This is a genomic window from Streptomyces sp. NPDC127595 (assembly GCF_042671685.1).
Taxonomy (GTDB): domain Bacteria; phylum Actinomycetota; class Actinomycetes; order Streptomycetales; family Streptomycetaceae; genus Streptomyces.
Window position 1 is genome coordinate 1,023,266 of sequence record NZ_JBHXWK010000001.1, and the last position, 16,783, is coordinate 1,040,048.

General features: G+C 70.5%; 12 protein-coding genes and 1 pseudogene. 7 read left to right on the plus strand and 6 right to left on the minus strand.

From position 1 onward, the window contains the following. Nucleotides 1-15: 15 nt before the first annotated feature. Genes ACFVKT_RS04370 through ACFVKT_RS04395 form a run of 6 tightly spaced genes read left to right on the plus strand, consistent with a single transcriptional unit; the run spans nt 16 to nt 6,447 of the window. Nucleotides 16-1,896: an acyl-CoA dehydrogenase gene (locus tag ACFVKT_RS04370; protein ID WP_385727372.1), complete on the plus strand. Its 1,881-nt coding sequence runs from the start codon at nt 16-18 to the stop codon at nt 1,894-1,896. Next, a complete protein-coding gene (locus tag ACFVKT_RS04375) occupies nt 1,872-2,978 on the plus strand; it encodes a 3-oxoacyl-ACP synthase III family protein (RefSeq protein WP_385727374.1) in 1,107 nt (368 codons plus the stop codon). Before ACFVKT_RS04370 ends, ACFVKT_RS04375 begins: the two co-directional genes overlap by 25 nt. After that, a complete protein-coding gene (locus ACFVKT_RS04380) occupies nt 2,975-3,817 on the plus strand; it encodes an SDR family NAD(P)-dependent oxidoreductase (protein ID WP_385727376.1) in 843 nt (280 codons plus the stop codon). The genes ACFVKT_RS04375 and ACFVKT_RS04380 overlap by 4 nt, the downstream gene beginning before the upstream one ends. 46 nt (nt 3,818-3,863) lie before the next feature. Then, the gene (locus tag ACFVKT_RS04385; protein ID WP_385727378.1) at nt 3,864-4,985 is read left to right on the plus strand and encodes a beta-ketoacyl-ACP synthase 3; all 1,122 of its coding nucleotides are present in this window, start codon (nt 3,864-3,866) and stop codon (nt 4,983-4,985) included. Continuing rightward, complete coding sequence (locus ACFVKT_RS04390) at nt 4,946-5,218, plus strand: acyl carrier protein (protein ID WP_385727380.1); 273 nt, start codon at nt 4,946-4,948, stop codon at nt 5,216-5,218. Before ACFVKT_RS04385 ends, ACFVKT_RS04390 begins: the two co-directional genes overlap by 40 nt. Further along, nucleotides 5,218-6,447: a beta-ketoacyl-[acyl-carrier-protein] synthase family protein gene (locus tag ACFVKT_RS04395; protein ID WP_385727382.1), complete on the plus strand. Its 1,230-nt coding sequence runs from the start codon at nt 5,218-5,220 to the stop codon at nt 6,445-6,447. Before ACFVKT_RS04390 ends, ACFVKT_RS04395 begins: the two co-directional genes overlap by 1 nt. Before the next feature lie 101 nt (nt 6,448-6,548). On the opposite strand, the gene ACFVKT_RS04400 is transcribed toward ACFVKT_RS04395, so the two are convergent. Continuing rightward, the gene (locus ACFVKT_RS04400; RefSeq protein ID WP_385727384.1) at nt 6,549-7,022 is read right to left on the minus strand and encodes a DUF5990 family protein; all 474 of its coding nucleotides are present in this window, start codon (nt 7,020-7,022) and stop codon (nt 6,549-6,551) included. 269 nt (nt 7,023-7,291) lie between these two features. On the opposite strand from ACFVKT_RS04400, the gene ACFVKT_RS04405 reads away from it, so the two are divergent. Next, complete coding sequence (locus ACFVKT_RS04405; RefSeq protein ID WP_385727386.1) at nt 7,292-10,666, plus strand: S8 family serine peptidase; 3,375 nt, start codon at nt 7,292-7,294, stop codon at nt 10,664-10,666. 174 nt (nt 10,667-10,840) lie between these two features. On the opposite strand, the pseudogene ACFVKT_RS04410 reads toward ACFVKT_RS04405, so the two are convergent. The 5 genes and pseudogenes from ACFVKT_RS04410 to ACFVKT_RS04430 form a co-directional block, all read right to left on the minus strand. Beyond that, nucleotides 10,841-12,359, minus strand: a pseudogene (locus ACFVKT_RS04410) (hypothetical protein). 267 nt (nt 12,360-12,626) lie between these two features. Then, nucleotides 12,627-13,175: an ATP/GTP-binding protein gene (locus ACFVKT_RS04415; RefSeq protein ID WP_385728139.1), complete on the minus strand. Its 549-nt coding sequence runs from the start codon at nt 13,173-13,175 to the stop codon at nt 12,627-12,629. A gap of 58 nt (nt 13,176-13,233) precedes the next feature. Beyond that, the gene (locus ACFVKT_RS04420; protein ID WP_385727388.1) at nt 13,234-13,626 is read right to left on the minus strand and encodes a DUF742 domain-containing protein; all 393 of its coding nucleotides are present in this window, start codon (nt 13,624-13,626) and stop codon (nt 13,234-13,236) included. Continuing rightward, nucleotides 13,623-14,093, minus strand: a complete 471-nt coding sequence (locus ACFVKT_RS04425; protein WP_385727389.1) for a roadblock/LC7 domain-containing protein — start codon at nt 14,091-14,093, stop codon at nt 13,623-13,625. The genes ACFVKT_RS04420 and ACFVKT_RS04425 overlap by 4 nt, the downstream gene beginning before the upstream one ends. Further along, on the minus strand, nt 14,090-16,471 hold the full coding sequence (locus ACFVKT_RS04430) for a nitrate- and nitrite sensing domain-containing protein (RefSeq protein ID WP_385727391.1): 2,382 nt from the start codon (nt 16,469-16,471) through the stop codon (nt 14,090-14,092). Before ACFVKT_RS04430 ends, ACFVKT_RS04425 begins: the two co-directional genes overlap by 4 nt. Nucleotides 16,472-16,783: the final 312 nt, after the last annotated feature.

Here is a 16,783-nt window from a genome sequence, read left to right on the forward strand (position 1 = left end):
CCCTGGAGTGCGTTGATGTCCCCTTTACCCCTGACCGAGGCCGCCCACGGCACATTGCGGCAGCTCGTCCACGGGAACTGCGACCCTTCCTTCCTCTCGGCGCTGCACAAGGCGCTGGCCGCCGGCCCCTGGCCCGCCTCCGTGTCCGGAACAGCTGGCGGACACGGAGAACGCCTGCTGCGCCGGCTGCGGATTCTCGGCGAGGAACTGCCCCCCGCTCGCAGTCTCTTCGACGACCCCGCCCAGCTGGCCACGCTGCACGCCTGGGCGGCGGTGGCCGACCCCTCCCTGTGCCTGACGGCGCTGGTCCACTACCTCCTCTGCCTCGGCTCCATGGACCAGCTTTCCGACGCCCCGGCCGTTCTGGAAGCGCACATGGCGGCGCTGGAGTCCGGACGCGCCAAGGGCGTGTATCTCATCACCGAGGTGGGTCAGGCCAACAGCCACCTGGCCACGGCCACCCGCGCCGAGTTCGATCCGGTGCGCGGAGACTTCGTGCTGCGTACCCCGGACCCGCGGGCCGCCAAGTTCTGCAGTGCCGGATCACGGACCGTCCCGCAGACGGCTGTCGTCCTCGCCCGGCTGTCCGCCACAGGCGTCGATCGGGGGGTCTTCGCGTTCGTGGTCGACCTCACGGACGAGGACGGACTGCGGCCCGGCGTCGAGATGTCCTCGGAGCTCGAACTGGGCGCCCTCCCGCTGGACTACGTACACGTCCGCTTCCACGGCGTCCGCGTGCCGTTCGCCCACTGGCTCAGTGACGGCGCGGGCATCGGCGACGACGGTGCGTTCAACGACCCGGCCGCCTCGCCCGACGCGCGACTGCAGCGCACGCTGCGCGTGGGCCAGGGGCTCTGGGCGACCATGCCGTCCGTCGCCGCCGCGACCTGCCGCCAGTCCGCCGTCATGGCCGTCAACTACGCGCAACAGCGCCGCACCCAGGGGCGGTTCGCACCCGGGGCCCCCTTGCTCGACTACCGCACCCAGCAGCGCGCCGTGCTGGGGGCACTCGCCGACGCGTTCGCCCTGACGTGCGCCGCCCACCGGGCGAGCGCCCTGTGGGCCGAATCCCGCGCCGTCCCGGCAACACCGTCGCGGGATGCGCAACAAGCCGACACGGCAATGGGGTTCACGCCCTGGGCCGCCGTCAGCGCGCCGCTGGCCGGGTACAAGGCCCTCGCGGTGCGTACGGCGGCCCGTGTCGTGGCCGACTGCCAGCGCCGCTGCGGCTTCTCCGGCCACCTGGACCTGAACGGCCTGGCCGGCTACCACGGCTTCCACCAAGCGTTCGACACCGCGGGCGGGGACAGCCAGCTCATCCTCTACGACATCGGCCGTACGCTCGTCGAACAGCACGTCCCGGCCGCCGCACCCGAGGTGACCGACGGACTGTCCCCCACCTCGCCGCTCTGGTGGCCGGCACTCGCCCAGCGGCATCAGCACCTGCTGACCGACCACTTGCGACAGCAGCGCGACCGCCGCGCCGAGAACGCGTCCGGCCCCTTCGACCTCTGGAACCCCCTGCTGGAGGACGCCGGCCTGCTGGGCGAACTCCACGCGACCCGGCGCATGGCCGAGGACGTGACGAACACCCTCGCGGGGACAACGGACCCAGCCCTCGCCCAGGCGCTCGCGCCCCTCGCTGCACTGCACGGAGTCACGACGGCCCGCCGCTGGGCCGGATCACTGCTCACCCGGGGAACGCTGCGTCCCGCGGACGTCGACGCGCTCGCGGACGAGGCCGACCGGCTGTGCGACGCGGTTCTGCCTCATCTCCCGCTGTTGACCGAGGCGTTCGCCTACCCCGACGACATCACGGCCGCGCCGCTGGCCGCCGCGGACTTCAACGCGGCCATGGACACCAAGCTGACATGGACACTTGGGGGTACGGCATGACACGGGCCGCGGAAGGCCGCCGTATCGGTGTCGTCGGCATGGGCACCTATCTGCCCCCGGAGGTGCGCACCAACGCCGACGTGGCCCGCGACGCCGGGGTGACGGCGGAGTGGATCATGGAGCGCACGGGCGTGCGCGAACGCCATGTGGCCGGTCCTGACGAGGCCGCCTCCGATCTGGCCGCCCAAGCGGTCCGGGCCGCCGCGAACGCCGCGGGCATCGACGTCCGCGACATCGGCCTGCTGGTCTGCGCGACCTCCACGCCCGACGAACTGGGCCCGTCGACCGCCTGCCGGATCCAGGCGACGTTGGGCGCCTCAGAGGCCGTCGCCCTCGACGTCAGCGCGGCCTGCTCCGGGTGGCTCTTCGCCGCGAAGGTAGCGCACGACTGGCTGCGCTGCTCCCCGGACGTCCGATACGCGGCGGTCGTGGGCGTAGAGGCGTACTCGAAGTTCCTCGATCGCACCGACCGGGGCACGGCGGTGCTGTTCGCCGACGGTGCCGCCGCCTCGATCCTCGCCCCGGTGGAAGCTCCGCACGGGTTCGCGCACTTCGGCTTCGGATCCGACGGCACCCTGGCCGACCGGGTCCTGATCCCGGCCGGTGGCAGCCGGCTGCCCGCCAGTACGGCCACGATCGCGAAGGGCGACCACCACATCCGCATGGACGGCCGGACCATCAGCCGCTTCATCACGGAGATGTTCCCGCGGCTGATCACCGACACCCTCGACCGCGCCGGCCTCGGCATCCAGGACATCGCCTGCGTCGTGGCCCACCAGCCCAACCCCGTGGCGCTCCGTCGCATCGGGGGCGAACTCGGCATCCCCGCCGAACGGCTGGTCATCGTCGGCGACGAGGTGGGCAACATCGGCGCCGCCAGCACGCCGTACGCTCTCGCCGCCGCCGCGGGGCGGTACGGACTGCGTCCCGGTGACCGGGTCCTGCTGGCCGTGTTCGGCGCCGGCATGACCTGGGGCGGCGCGCTCCTCACCTGGAGCGGAGCGCCGGCGCTGAGCGCGCCTGTGGCTTCCCTCGACGCAGCTCCACCTCAGCCTTCCGAGACAGAAGGGTCTCCCCGATGAACGCTGTTGACCTGTTCCGTATCGACGGCGCCCGGGCGCTGGTGACCGGTGCCTCGCGGGGCATAGGGAAGGCCGTCGCGGAGGGGCTGGCCGACGCCGGCTGTGACCTGGCGCTGACCGCTCGCACCCTGCCCGCCCTCGACGGCACCGTGCAGTCGGTGCAGGAGCGCGGGCGCAAGGCCGTGGCCCTCGAAGGCGACCTGGCCGAACCGGGAGTTGCCGCAGACCTCGTCGACCGTGCCGCATCCGCCCTGGGCGGCCTCGACGTGGTCGTGCACAACGCCGGTACGCTCCCCACGGCGGACGACGGGACTCCCCTCATGGTGCCTCTGCAGCACGCCCGCCAGCAGGACTGGGAGACCGTCGTCGCGGTCAACCTCAATGCCACGGCCGCCCTCTGCCGGGCCGCCCATCCGCACCTGGCCCGCTCGGACGTGGCCAGCCTCGTCCTGATGTCGTCCGTCGCCGGACTCGTCGGTACGCCCATGATGGAGGCGTACGCCGCCACCAAGGCCGCCCAGTTGTCCCTGGCCCGCAGTCTCGCCGTCGGCTGGGCACGCCAGGGCATCCGCGTCAACGCCCTGTGCCCCGGGTGGACCCGCACCGACATGACCGCGTTCGCCAGCGACACCGGACCCCTGTCCGACTGGCTGACGAGCCACGTCCCGCTCGGCCGGTGGGCCACCGCCGACGAGGTGGTCGGTGCCACGCTCTTCCTCGCTTCCCCCGCCTCGTCCTTCGTGACCGGCCACGCCCTGGTCGTCGACGGCGGACTTTCGGTGCCCGACGGGGGACTGGCCGGATACCCCAAGCCTCCCTCGCCCTTCGCCGCCGTATGACCGTCCGCTCCACCGCCATCGCCACCCCCTCGGCGAAAGGAGAACCATGCTCCCCGACGACTCCACCGCCGTCATCACGGGTATCGGTGCCTGCCTTCCGGAACAGGTCGTCGACAACGACACGGTCATCGCACGCGGCGCGCTGCACACGGACGACACCTGGATCCGGACCCGGACCGGTATCACGCGCCGCCGCCACGCCGACCCGGGAACGAGCACCGGCGACCTCTCCGTCGGCGCCGGCCGCGCGGCCATCGCGTCCGCCGGGGACCACCGGCCCGACCTGCTCCTCCTGGCCACCAGCACGCCCGACCACCCCTGCCCGGCGACAGCCCCCGCCATCGCCCACCGGCTGGGCCTGGGCACGATCCCCGCGTTCGACCTCTCGGCTGTCTGCTCGGGATTCCTGTACGCCTTGGCCACCGCGACCGCGCTGGTGCGCAGCGGAACCTGCTCGACCCCTCTGGTGATCGGGGCGGACACCTTCACGACCATCGTCGATCCAGGGGACCGGGCGACGGCGCCCATCTTCGGCGACGGCGCCGCCGCGGTCCTGCTGCGCCCCGGCGCCCGGGACGCACCAGGAGCGATCCTTGCCTGCGACCTCGGAGCCGACGGCAGCGGCAGCGACCTCATCACCGTGCCCGGCGGCGGCTCACGCCACCCCCGCCAGTTGCCCCCGCCCGGGCCGGACGCGCACTACTTCCGCATGCAGGGCCGCACCGTCTATGCCCACGCCGTGCGTCGTATGACGGAGTCCTCCCGGGCAGTGCTCCAGCAGGCGGGATGGCCGCCAGGCACCCTAGGGGCGTTCATCGCTCACCAGGCGAACCAGCGCATCCTCGACTCCGTCGCGGAACGCCTGGACATCGCGCAGGACCGCCGGTTCGGCACCATCCAGGAGACCGGCAACACGGCGGCCGCATCCATCCCCCTCGTCATGGCCGACAGCACCGTGCACGCAGCGGTCGCACCCGGCGCACGAACCCTGCTCACGGCCTTCGGCGGCGGCCTCACCTGGGCATCCGTCGCCCTGAACTGGCCCGCCGCCAGCCCCCGGACCCAGGCGCCGCCCACCGGCTTGGACACCACACCCCTGTGCACCCCCGACCTTTCAAGGAGCCACTCGTGGACCACGACCACGCCGGCGTCTACGCCCGTCTCGTGACCGTACTCAAGGACAAGTTCGAAGTCCCCTCCGAGCGGATCAGCCACGACGCCACCCTCGACGACCTGGAACTCGACTCACTCGCAGTGGTGGAGCTGTACGTCACCCTCCAGGAGGAGTGGCAGGTCCCCCTCGACGACTCCACGGCCACCGCCGACCTCACCGTCGACGAAGTGGCCCGCGCGGTGGCCGAACTCCTCGGCGAACCGAAACCCGGCCGTGGAGCCGCCTAATGGACAGCGGCGCGAAGGGCGGGCAGGTCGCCATCACCGGAATCGGCCTGGTGACCCCCGGCGGCATCGGCACCGAACCGACATGGGAGGCGGTATGCGCCGGGCGGTCGGCGGCGCGCACCGACCCCGCTCTGCGGGGACTGCCCGTGAGCATCTCCTGCCGCGTGCCGCCTCAGGAGGAGAGGCCGGGCAGGCTCTGGCGCTACGACCGAAGCACACGATTCCTCTTGCGCGCAGCCGAAGAGGCCCTCACCTCGGCAGGACTGGCGGGAAGGGACTGGGATCCGGCACGGGTCGCCGTGGTCGTCGGCACTGCCGCGGGCGGCATCGACACACTGGAGACCCAGCACCACAAACTGCTCACCGTCGGACACACCGCACTGTCGCCCATGACCCTGCCCGCCTTCCTGCCGAACATGGCCGCAGGCCACCTCGCGCTCGAACTCGGCATCACCGGCCCCTCCTTGCAGACCTCGACCGCCTGCGCGTCCGGAGCCTCAGCTCTCATCACGGCGTGTCTGCTGCTGCGAGCGGGGGCCTGTGACATCGCCGTCGCGGGCGGCACCGACGCGATGATCACGCCCCTGTGCGCCGCGGCCTTCGCCAAGATGGGGGCGCTGTCCCGGCGCGAGCACGATCCCGGGCACGCCTCGCGCCCGTTCGACAAGGAGCGTGACGGATTCGTCCTCGGCGAGGGCAGCGCCCTGCTGGTCCTGGAACGCAGACGGCACGCCGACGCTCGAGGCGCTGCGCCGCTGGCCGTCCTCGCCGGCCACGGCAGCACCAGCGACGCCCACCACGCCACAGCACCGCACCCCGGGGGCGCCGGTCTGCGCGCGGCGGTCGAGGCAGCCCTCGCCGACGCGGGAGCCGGCATCGGCGACGTCGACCACATCAACGCCCACGGCACGAGCACCCCTCTCAACGACAAGGCGGAAGCCACGGCGATCCGGCGCCTGTTCACCGCACGGCACCCGTCGGTCACCTCGGCCAAGGGAGCGCTGGGACACACCATGGGCGCCGCGGGCGCCATAGAAGCAGCCCTCACCGTGCTGACCATCGCCCGCGGGACGATCCCGCCGACCGCCAACTTCACCGGACCCGACGAGACCACCGCCGGCATCGATATCGTCAGCGGGCACAGTCGCACCCAGCCCGTCCGGCTTGCCCTCAGCCACTCCCTCGGATTCGGCGGACACAACACCGTGCTCGCCCTGGCTCCCGCCTGACGTCCCAGGACTGATCGCCACCGGCGACCAGGGCCTGCGCCAGGTCCGTCAGCTGTGGCTACCTGCACCTGGCGCAAGATCCGCCTGGCGTTGTTGCTCCACTAGCCGGCCGACCCCGCGGTCCACGTGATGCGCGGTGGCTCGACGCGTGCGCACAGCGGTCCGCCGTAGGCGTCGGACAGGCCGAGGCGGCCGACCAGCAGACCGTCACGCGCGGCGGCGGCGAGTACCTCGGCGGGGATGGCGTCGATCATCAGCTTGGCGCGGCGGAACATCGAGAAGACGCCCGACTCGTCGACCGTGCCCCATGACAAATAGATGAAACGTCGGCCCAGACGGTCCTGCACGTAGGGGCCCTTCACCTCGGTGCCGGCCGGCGAGGCCGCCGTGGAGCACTCCAGTGTCCAGGTCGCCGAAGCGGCGTCGCCGGGCTGCGGGTTGAGGAGCTCCGCCGGGCGGTCGCGGCGCTGCACGGCGACGTGAACATTGCTGTGGACCACGGAGTTGCCGTCTGCCGGGGTCCCGGGTGAGCAGGTGAGGCCGGGCAGGTCGTCGGCGTCGATACGGATGCGCATCCACCCATTGTCCCTCCTTCGTTCGACCCTTTTCTGCTTCTTCGCGAAGAACGCGGCGGCTATTTACCGGTAATGTGGCCCGCTTGATTTTCTTTTCACAAACTGGAAACACATCAATGGGTTTACTGAATTCGGTGGGGAACAGGCCGATTTATCTCAACTGTCCCTGATCAGAAGCCTGTTGAGCGAAAGCCCTTGTCATGCCCATACTGTGTGATCGGGAGCCCGGTGGGGCTTCCTTTCACATTGACTTCGTCAGGGGCACGGAATTGAATAGACAGCCGAGCAGCAGACCGCGCCGAATACGCGCCATTTCGGTCGCCGCGGCGTCGGCCACGGCACTCGTCGCCGGACTGGTCGTGACCCCGGCGGCCGCGTCCGGAAGTGCGGCAGCAGCCGCGTCCGAGACGCTGACCGCGTCGGACGCGAGCACCGCACAGAACTGGATCACCCTCGTCACCGGCGACCGGATCGCCGTCGACGGAGAGGGCGAGCCGGTGTCCGTGGAGCGCCCGGCGGGCCGTGAGGACATCCCCATCCAGATCGAGCGCGTCGAGGGTCACACCTACGCCGTGCCCGCCGACGCCGAACGCCTGGTCCAGCAAGGCCGCGTGGACCAGCGGCTCTTCGACCTCACCACGCTCAGCGAGCCCGCGTACTTGGCTCAGCAGCGCGACGGCATCCAGCTCATCGTCACCTATCAGGGCGCCCGCCCCGCCGCACGGCAGGACGTACGCACCGCCGGTGACAACGAGTTGCGGCAGTCCTTCACCTCGCTCGACGCCGATGCCGTGACCACCCCGACCGAGGACGCCACGACCACGTGGGACGCGCTCACCAGTGAGCCCGCGAGCGCCGCCCCATACCGTACGACCGCGTCCGGGATCGACGCCGTCTGGCTGGACGACATCCGCCAGGCCGACCTGGACAAGAGCGTGCCGCAGATCGGCGGCCCGACGGCCTGGGAGGCCGGCTACAACGGCGCGGGCACGACGATCGCCGTCCTGGACACCGGAGTGGACCAGACCCACCCGGACCTGGCCGGCCAGGAGATCGCCGAGAAGAACTTCTCCACCTCGGCCGACTCCAAGGACCGCTTCGGCCACGGAACCCACGTCGCGTCCATCGCCGCGGGTACGGGGGCCAAGTCCGGTGGGAAGTACACGGGCGTCGCACCGGGCGCGAAGATCCTCGACGGCAAGGTGCTCAACGACTACGGCTCGGGCGCCACTTCCGGGATCATCGCCGGTATGGAGTGGGCCGTCGCGCAGGGTGCCAACGTTGTCAACCTGAGCCTGGGCGGCACCGACACCCCGGGTATCGACCCGCTGGAGGAGGCCGTCAACCGGCTGTCGGCCGAATCCGACACGCTGTTCGTCGTCGCCGCAGGTAACTCTGGTATCGGAGCCGGCACCGGGACGATCGGCTCGCCCGGCAGCGCGGACGCCGCTCTGACCGTCGGCGCCGTCGACAAGAGCAACGTTCTCGCCTCCTACTCCAGCCGTGGCCCGCGCCTGGGCGACGCCGCGATCAAGCCCGACGTGACGGCGCCCGGCTCGAGCATCGGCGCCGCCGCGGCGCCGGGAAGCACCATCGCGAATACGGGCACCCCCGTCGCGGACGGCTATGTCGCCATCTCCGGGACATCCATGGCCACGCCGCATGTCGCCGGCGCCGCCGCCATCCTGGCCCAGGAACACCCGGACTGGACCGGCGAGCAGATCAAGTCGACGCTGACCGGATCGACCGTCTCCGGTGGCTACACCCCGTTCCAGCAGGGCTCAGGCCGTATCGACTTGGCGCGGGCCATCGACCAGACCGTCACCGCCGCGCAGAACTCGCTCTCCTTCGGCCGGCAGACCTGGCCGCACACCGACGACGAGCTCCTCACCAAGGATCTCACCTACCGCAACGTGGGCACCGAGCCCGTCACCCTCGACCTGACCGTGGCGGCCACCGGCCCCGACGGCAAGCCCGCGCCCGAAGGCGTGTTCACCGTGGCGGACCCGCAGTTGACGGTCCCCGCCGGCGGCGAGGCAACCACCACCGTCAGCGCGGACACGCGCGTCGGCACCCTGAACGGCGTCTACAGCGCGTACGTCACTGCGAGCGGCGGCGGTCAGAGCGTGCGCACGGCGGCAGCCGTGGAGCGCGAGATCGAGTCGTACGACCTGACCTTCGAGCACATCGGCAAGGACGGCAAGCCGTCCACCAGCTACAAGACCCACTTCGTGGGCGTCGGCGGAGCCGGCAAGGGCCGTTGGGGCGACCTGGGCAACGTGACCGGCACCGACACCATCCGGCTGCCCAAGGGGCGCTACTTCGTCAGCACGTCCTTCTACGTCTACACAGGCTCCGCCTGGACAGGCGCGGACGTGATCAACCAGTCCAACCTGCAGCTCGACGGCGACACGAAGGTGACCATCGACGAACGCACCGCCAAACCGGTCGACATCACCCCGCCCGACCCGAAGGCCACAGCCCTCTCGGCGTACATCGGCGCGGAGATCAAGACGCCCGAGTACTGGACGAGCGCCGCATGGCTGCTCGGCAACTTGAAGACCTTCACCTTCGGCACCGCGCACCTCGGTGCGGACGCGGCCCCCGGTGAGCTCCAGCAGCGGATCCAGGCAGTCTTCCTGAACAACGCGGACGCGTCCGAGTACCACTTCGCGTACCAGGCGGCGGGTACCCGGTACGCCGACGGCTTCGTCCGCAGCCCGCAGTTCACCGAACTGGCGAAGATCGACACGCGGCTCGGCTCGCCCGTCCCGAACAAGCGCGCCTACCTGTTGGTGGGGGCCGACACCGGCAACGGACCGACCGGTGCCGAGTACATCGTCAGCCGCAACCTGCCGTACGAGGCCGCGGTCTATGTAAATGCCGACAGCGGCACCAAATGGCAGCTTGATTTCCGGCGGTACGACATCGCGACCGGCCTCTTCGAAGCCCAGTACCTGGCCCCGTACACGGCGTACGCGGCGGGGGAGAGCTACCAACGCGCGTTCGGCATCGGCGTGTTCGGGCCGAACCTCGGCACAGGGCAGGGGCTGTTCCGTACCGGTGACAAGATCACCGGTACGGTCCCGCTCTTCGCGGACAGCGACGGCAACTCCGTTCCGCTGACGTATGCCTCGGCGGGGACCTCGCTCACCAGGAACGGCACCGAGATCGGCACCAGCGACGATCCGCTGACCGGCGCCGCGTCCTTCACGGTCCCGGCCCGCTCCGCCGCGTACCGGCTGACCACCACGGCCACCCGCGCCGCGGGCACCCCGGTCTCCAGCAAGGTCACCGCAAGCTGGACGTTCCTCTCGGCGAACGTCGCCGAGAAGACCGCGCTGCCGGTGTCGGTGGTGCGCTTCGCCCCGCCGCTCGCGGCGGACAGCACGGCCACCGCCGGCTCGTCCCTGAAGGTTCCGGTGACCGTGCAGGGCGCGGCGGCCGGCAAGCAGCTCGCCGCGCTGTTCGTCTACGTCTCGTACGACGAGGGCGCGCACTGGACCCTGCGGCCGGTCATCGCGGGCAAGGTCACGGTCAAGACCCCGGCGGCGGGCGGCACCGTGTCCCTGCGCGCCAAGGCGTCCGACAAGCGAGGCAACACGGTGGACCAGACGATCCTCCGCGCGTACACGGCCCGGTAACCCCGACAGCCGGGATTCCGACGCCAACCGCCCCCGCGCAGTGCTACGGCCTGCGCGGGGGCGGTTTCGCGTATGAGGGCTCGAAAAGCCAACGGTGAGGCCGGAGTTCAGGCGGGCTCTTTTCGTCTCCACGACGGTTTCCGCGTCAGTCAGGGATGTTCGGGCCCATGTTCCTCATCGTCCGAGCACCCACTCCGCCATGGCGGCCGGTGGAAGCGACGGATTGGCTGCTGCGGCTTTCGTCACTTGCCAGTCGTCGTGCGAGAGCAGTTCGACCATGACGTCCGGAGGCAGGGCGGGATGGCCGGCTGCCCAGGACCGGGCATCCCGGCTTGCCAGGCAGGCGAGCAGCGCCGGGGCCGTCGCGTTGGGGTGCCGGGCGATCTCGCGGAAGACTTTGTGCCCCGGAGTTTCGTGCCCGGCCAGGTCCTCCAGCAGTGCCCCCGAGGCGTCGGGACTGGCGGCCACCTTGGCGATGACCCGGACGTGGTGCCGGTCCACCATGGCCCGCAGTTGGGCCTCGGAGAGACCCGGATGCCGTGCGATGGACTTGACCACCTTGGCGTCGGGGTCGAGGGCCAGCGCATCGCGGATCCCGTCCGGCAGGTCGCGCCGTTCGGCGAGGAGCATCCGCAGCGCCGGGTTCTTCGACCTGGCCATTTCCTCCACCTCGGCCGGAGAGGCGGCGGCGATTCGCGGCAGCGGATGGGGGCCGATTCTGATCTCGGCGGCCAACTGGTCCAGGACATCGAGTGGCACTCGTGGATTGTGCGCGAGCCTGCGCCGTACGTCGTAGCCGTGATCAGTGGCCAGCGCGCGGATCTGGGCGTCGCCGATCGCGGGGTTCTCGGCGAGATCCCCGCGGACACCCGGAACGGGGTCATCGACGAGCCGTTCCCCTACCTCTGGCGGCAGGTCGGACCGGCCGGCGAGTTGTTGGCGTAGCAGCATCGAGGGATGGCCGACGAAGCCGACGACAGCTCCGACAGGCGTGGCCGGGTTCCGCAGAGCCGCCAACTGCATGTCGTGCACGGTGGACTCGTGGGAGCCGTCACAGGAGGCACCCGGCCACAGATCGCAGTCGGTCCGCGGGCAACCCTGATCGTGCACGAAAGGCGTACGTTCACGGTCGCAGACCAGACACCGCTCTGCCGGAGGCAGCCCCTCGCCGGTGACCAGCATCGCCAGCACAGCCGGTGGCGTCGCTTCATTCGCCGCCAGAGCCCTGCGGACCTCGGCATGCGGATGACCCGCGAGCCGAGGGGCCACGTCCGCCGTTGTCCACAGCGCGAGTTCGGCGACCACTCGGACCTCCGGGTCGGCGGCGAGCGTCTCCACCACGTCGGGCGGAAGACCGGGGGCACGCGGCCAGCTTCTCCCTGCGCTCGACATCGGGATCCACTGCGAAGAGCCGCGCCCATTCCGGCCGACCAGCATGCTTGTCAAGCAGCGCGAGCGCGGCCCGCGGCTGTGTCACCGGATCGACGTCGGAGGCGGTCAGCCGCCCCTCGTACGCCAGTTGTACGGCGGTGTCGTCGGCCCGTGAGGCCAGCGCGACCACTTGCGCGTGGCTGAGGTCCGGGCGATGGGCCAGCTCCCAGTCGACGTCGGAGTCCGCGACCGCGATCAACTGGTCAATCAGCTCAAGGGGGAGAGCGGGATTGGCGGCGAGCCCGCACAGGACTTGGTGCACAGGGGCATCCTGCCCGGATGCTGATCGAAACGCCCGTGGATTTCGGTGCCCCAGGGCCGCGGCGCTTCGATCTAGTCGAAGGAGCGACAAGCCGGGCCGGCCCGGTCACCGTCCAGCAGGACACGTCGACGGCGGAGCCGCCGGCTCGCCACGACGTGAGGCTCGACGTCCGTGAGGCTCGACGTCCGTGAGGCTCGACGTCTGTGAGGCCGCGTCAGTGCGGCGACAGTGCGGTCCGGGGCTGCTGTCCCGGACCGCACCGCTGTGTCAATGGCGGATCGGGAGCGGCACGCGACCGCCCATCAGCCGGTTGACGAGGGCGAGCAGCAGATCCCGGCTCGCCCGTCGCTCGCGCAGATCGCCCATGACCACGGGGACGGCCGGGTCGAGGTCCAGTGCGTCCTTGACCTCGGACACGGTGCGGTCCTGCTGACCGTGGAAGCAGTTGACGCCGACCACGAAGGGGACGCGGCGGCTCTCGAAGAAGTCGATCGACGCGAAACTGCTCTCGAGTCGCCGGGTGTCCGCGAGGACGACGGCACCGAGGGCACCGTGCACCAGGTCGTTCCACATGAACCAGAAGCGTTCCTGACCGGGGGTGCCGAAGAGGTACAGGACGAGCTCGGAACTCACCGTGATCCGGCCGAAGTCCAGCGCTACGGTTGTGGTGGTCTTGTCCTCCACTCCGTCGAGGTCGTCCACCCCGAGGCCCGCGACAGTCAGCTGCTCCTCCGTGTTCAGGGGCGGAATCTCGCTCACGGAGCCGACCATGGTGGTCTTGCCGACGCCGAACCCGCCGGCGATCAGGATCTTCATCGCGGCGGGTGCCGTGGCCGTCCCCGCCTCCGACGCCGGTACCCCGGTCTGCTGTTCGTCAGAGTCTGAGTAGGGCATCCTTCACCGCCTGAAGAAGAATCAAGTCCGGTTCCTCGCCGGCCACCACCGTGAGCGGTGGCCGGATCGCCACTCGTCCGATGTCGAGCAGGTCGTCGACGAGGATCTTCGTGACCGCAATGGGCTGCCGAAGCATGGCGGAGACCTCGGCGAGCGCCACGGGTGTGCGGCACTGCTTCAGAATCAACCGGTGTTCGGGTTGCAGGTTGCGGTCGCCCTGTTGGTCGCCAAGGCCCGCGACAGTGGCGATCACCGTGATGAGGGTGAGGTCGCCCCGCACCGAGGCGGTGCGGCCCTGGGTGATCGTGTATGCCCTGACCAGGCTTTCCTCGGAGTCATCGTCATCCGCCGCCGCGTCGGCCCAATGTCTCACTCACGTCCTCCCCCCGTTCCTGCCACGCCGGAGCGGGAGGATGCCCAGTCCTGCGTATGCCCCTGGACGACCCGTACTTCGGTGCCCAGATGCTGTCCCACTTGCTGTACGAGGGTGTCTATCGCCACAGCCATCACCTCCGCGTCCACCTCCTGGTCCGCGACGACCGCCAGGTGGGTGCCCCGGCCGGCGGAGCTGATGAACAGCCACAGTTCGTCGAGTTCGATGATCAGCTGGCGGACCGCACCGCCACCGAACACCTCGCCGACTCCGCGCGCCAGGCTCTGCTGCCCGGTGGCGATGGCGGCCAGGCGTTCGGCGTCGACCCGGGCGATGCTGCTGGACTGGCTGACGACCAGACCGTCGTCGGACAGCACCACGGCGTTCCGGGTGCCCGGAACCTGATCGACCAGACGGTCGAGCAGCCAGTCGAGGTCAGAGTTGGTGGCAGTGCTTCGCAGAGTCATCGTCCGTCTTCCTTCCGGGTCCGTTCGGGTCCCGGTGCGGGATCGTCGGGTTGGTGATCGGGGGTGTGTCTGAGCCGGGCGGCCCGGGACTGGCGTTGGAAGGCGCCGACAGTGGCGCCGGGGCGTGCCCCGTTCCGACGGGGCAGAGGGGGCAGGGGCTGGGCATCGGCCGGGTCCGTGTACGACGCTTCGGGGCGGGCGGGGGGAGGCTGCCGGAGCTCGGTGGCGAGGCTGGCCTGCCGTACCCGCCGGGGCAGTGGGTCGTTGGCCTGCCTCGGAGCCGGAGCCGGAGCCGGAGCCGGAGCCGGAGTTGGAGCAGGCCGGACCTGCGGCTCGATCCAGGGACCGACGAGCGGACGGGTGAACTCCTCCCGGTCGCCGGGCCGGAGCCGCGGCCGTGGATCGGGGTGGGTGTCCGCCTGAACGGGCGTGCTGTGCAGCGCGAGCTGGTCGGGGTAGGCATGGAAGGCGTCGGCCGGGATCTCCGCCGGGAGCGGTCCGCCGTCGGTGATCAGTTCCCCGGGCACCAGGACGACCACTCGCGTGCCCCCGAAGGACGAGGGCCGCAGCTCCACCTTGAGACCCAGGTTGGCGGAGAGCCGGGCCACGACGTACAGGCCCAGCCGGGCGTCGTCGGCGCGGGACATGACGTCCATCCGGGGCGGTTCGGCCATCAGCGCGTTGGCCGCGTCGTACTGCGCCGGCTCCATGCCCATGCCGCGGTCCTCGATCTCGATCGCGACGCCGCGGCCCACCTGGGACACGGTCACCTCGACCGGCGTCGGCGGCTTGGAGAAGGACACCGCGTTCTCCATCAGCTCCGCCAGCACGTGTGCCACGGGACCGACGGCGCGCTCGGACAGCCAGGCCTCGCCGTCGATATCGATCCGGATGCGGCGGTAGTCCTGCACCTCGCTCTGCGCGGAACGCAGGACGTCCAGCAGCAGTACGGGCCTGCGCCAGCGGCGCTGCGGCTGTCCGTTGCCGAGGATGACCAGGTTCTCCTCGTAGCGGCGCAGCCGGGCCGCCAGGTGGTCGAGGTCGAAGAGACCTTCGAGGACCGCGGGGTCCTCGTGCTCGCGCTGCATCTCACCGAGCCGCCTGAGCTGCATGCCGATGAGCAACTGGGTCCGCCTGGCGATACGTTGCAGCAGGCGCTCGAAGCCGCGGTACAGCTCGACCTCTCGTACGGCGGTCTCCAGGGACGAACCGCGGGCCTGGTTGAGGGCCTGGCCGAGCTGGCCGAGTTCGTCGTCGGCGTGGTGGATCTCGGGCAGTTCGGCGTCGGTGTCGACCTTCTCGCCCCGGCGCAGCCGCTCCACCATGTCGGGCAGCCGGGTCTGCAGTTCCAGGGCCTCCGAGCGGAGCGCGAAGATCCGCAGGCGCAGGATTCCGGTCAGCCGCAGTGTGAACAGGAGCAGCAGCAGCACGGCCGCCGCGCTCGTGGCGGCCGTGATGATCAAGGTGCGCACCAGGCCGTCGAGTTCGCCGTTGGTGACGGCGTCGAGGCCGGAAGCGACCGCGTCGCCGGCCTTCTCCAGCTCGGGCGTGATGTCAGTGCGGATCTGTTGCCACTGTTCGCCGACCGAGGCGGCCACGGGGGTTCGGCCGGCCTCGTCCTCCTTCTCGGTGCTGAGGAGGCCCGTCTCGGTCCGGACCTTCTCCTTCCAGTCGGCACTGGAGAACACGCTCTCGTAGGACTTGGCCAACGGCGCGGGCAGCTCCGCCACGATCTTGTCGTCGTAGATGTGTGCCTGGGCGCCGATCGCGCCGGCGAGTTGGAAGCGCTGGTCGTCGGTGAGCCGACCGCTTGCCACCCCGGAGGCGATGATCGCGTCCTCGCGCGCGATCATCTCCAGGCCCCATGCGGCGTCGAACGTCGGACGGCTGAGCTCGGCCTGTTCGCCGAAGCCCACGTTGCTGAAGCCCTCGGACAACTCCAGGTCCCAGGTGATGATCTCGGTGTAGTCGTCGAAGGTCTGATCCGGATCGGCGGATCCCTGGTCCACGGCGTCGCGCTGGTCGGGCAGTCGCCGCATGGCCTGGTCGAGCTTCCGGAACGTTTCGCCAAGATCCTCCGGTACGGAACCGGACAGCGCGTCGAGGCGTCGGACGGCTGTGTCGGTGAGCCCACGCTGACGCGTCAGTTCGGACCGGTCCGCCCGGGGAGCCGACAGCGCCATCGAGGTCAGCCGCCGCTCCGTCTGCGCCGCGGAGATGACGCCGAGAAGCGGCTCGGTGAAGCGCTCTGTCGACCCCTGCCGGTCGTGGACCTCACGCCACTCCCCGTACTGCTGGGCCGAGTCCGTCGCTGCCAGGGCGACCAGGACCAGGCAGGGCACCAAGGCGAGTGCGAACAGGATCGTCCGCAGCGACATCCGGCGCTTGGGAACCGTCTCTTGACCTGGCGGACGGCTCGCGGGTGGTGAGGTTCGTGCGTGGAGTGCCACTGGGGTCCCCGGCGTGTGAGTGATGACGGACCGTGCCTGGAAGTGGCGGTCCGAGTCATGACAGGGGGGAGCCTACAGAATGGATAAACGATCTCAATACGGTTCGGCTGATTGGTACATTGACAATATGCCCCGAAAGGACTTCCCTTCGGGGCGTCTCTCTCGCAGCGGCCGGGCGCAGCCCACCGTCCAGCTCCCCGCCGAGCTGGACGTAAAGGGCGGTCTCCGCAGAGCACTTGG

Excerpts from the sequence above, each read along its gene's own strand:
- ACFVKT_RS04375 (WP_385727374.1), top strand. The coding sequence starts at position 1,872 with ATGGACACTTGGGGGTACGGCATGACACGGGCCGCGGAAGGCCGCCGT.
- ACFVKT_RS04370 (WP_385727372.1), top strand. The coding sequence starts at position 16 with ATGTCCCCTTTACCCCTGACCGAGGCCGCCCACGGCACATTGCGGCAG.
- ACFVKT_RS04380 (WP_385727376.1), top strand. The coding sequence starts at position 2,975 with ATGAACGCTGTTGACCTGTTCCGTATCGACGGCGCCCGGGCGCTGGTG.
- ACFVKT_RS04430 (WP_385727391.1), bottom strand. The coding sequence starts at position 16,471 with ATGTCGCTGCGGACGATCCTGTTCGCACTCGCCTTGGTGCCCTGCCTG.
- ACFVKT_RS04400 (WP_385727384.1), bottom strand. The coding sequence starts at position 7,022 with ATGCGCATCCGTATCGACGCCGACGACCTGCCCGGCCTCACCTGCTCA.
- ACFVKT_RS04385 (WP_385727378.1), top strand. The coding sequence starts at position 3,864 with ATGCTCCCCGACGACTCCACCGCCGTCATCACGGGTATCGGTGCCTGC.
- ACFVKT_RS04425 (WP_385727389.1), bottom strand. The coding sequence starts at position 14,093 with ATGACTCTGCGAAGCACTGCCACCAACTCTGACCTCGACTGGCTGCTC.
- ACFVKT_RS04415 (WP_385728139.1), bottom strand. The coding sequence starts at position 13,175 with ATGAAGATCCTGATCGCCGGCGGGTTCGGCGTCGGCAAGACCACCATG.
- ACFVKT_RS04395 (WP_385727382.1), top strand. The coding sequence starts at position 5,218 with ATGGACAGCGGCGCGAAGGGCGGGCAGGTCGCCATCACCGGAATCGGC.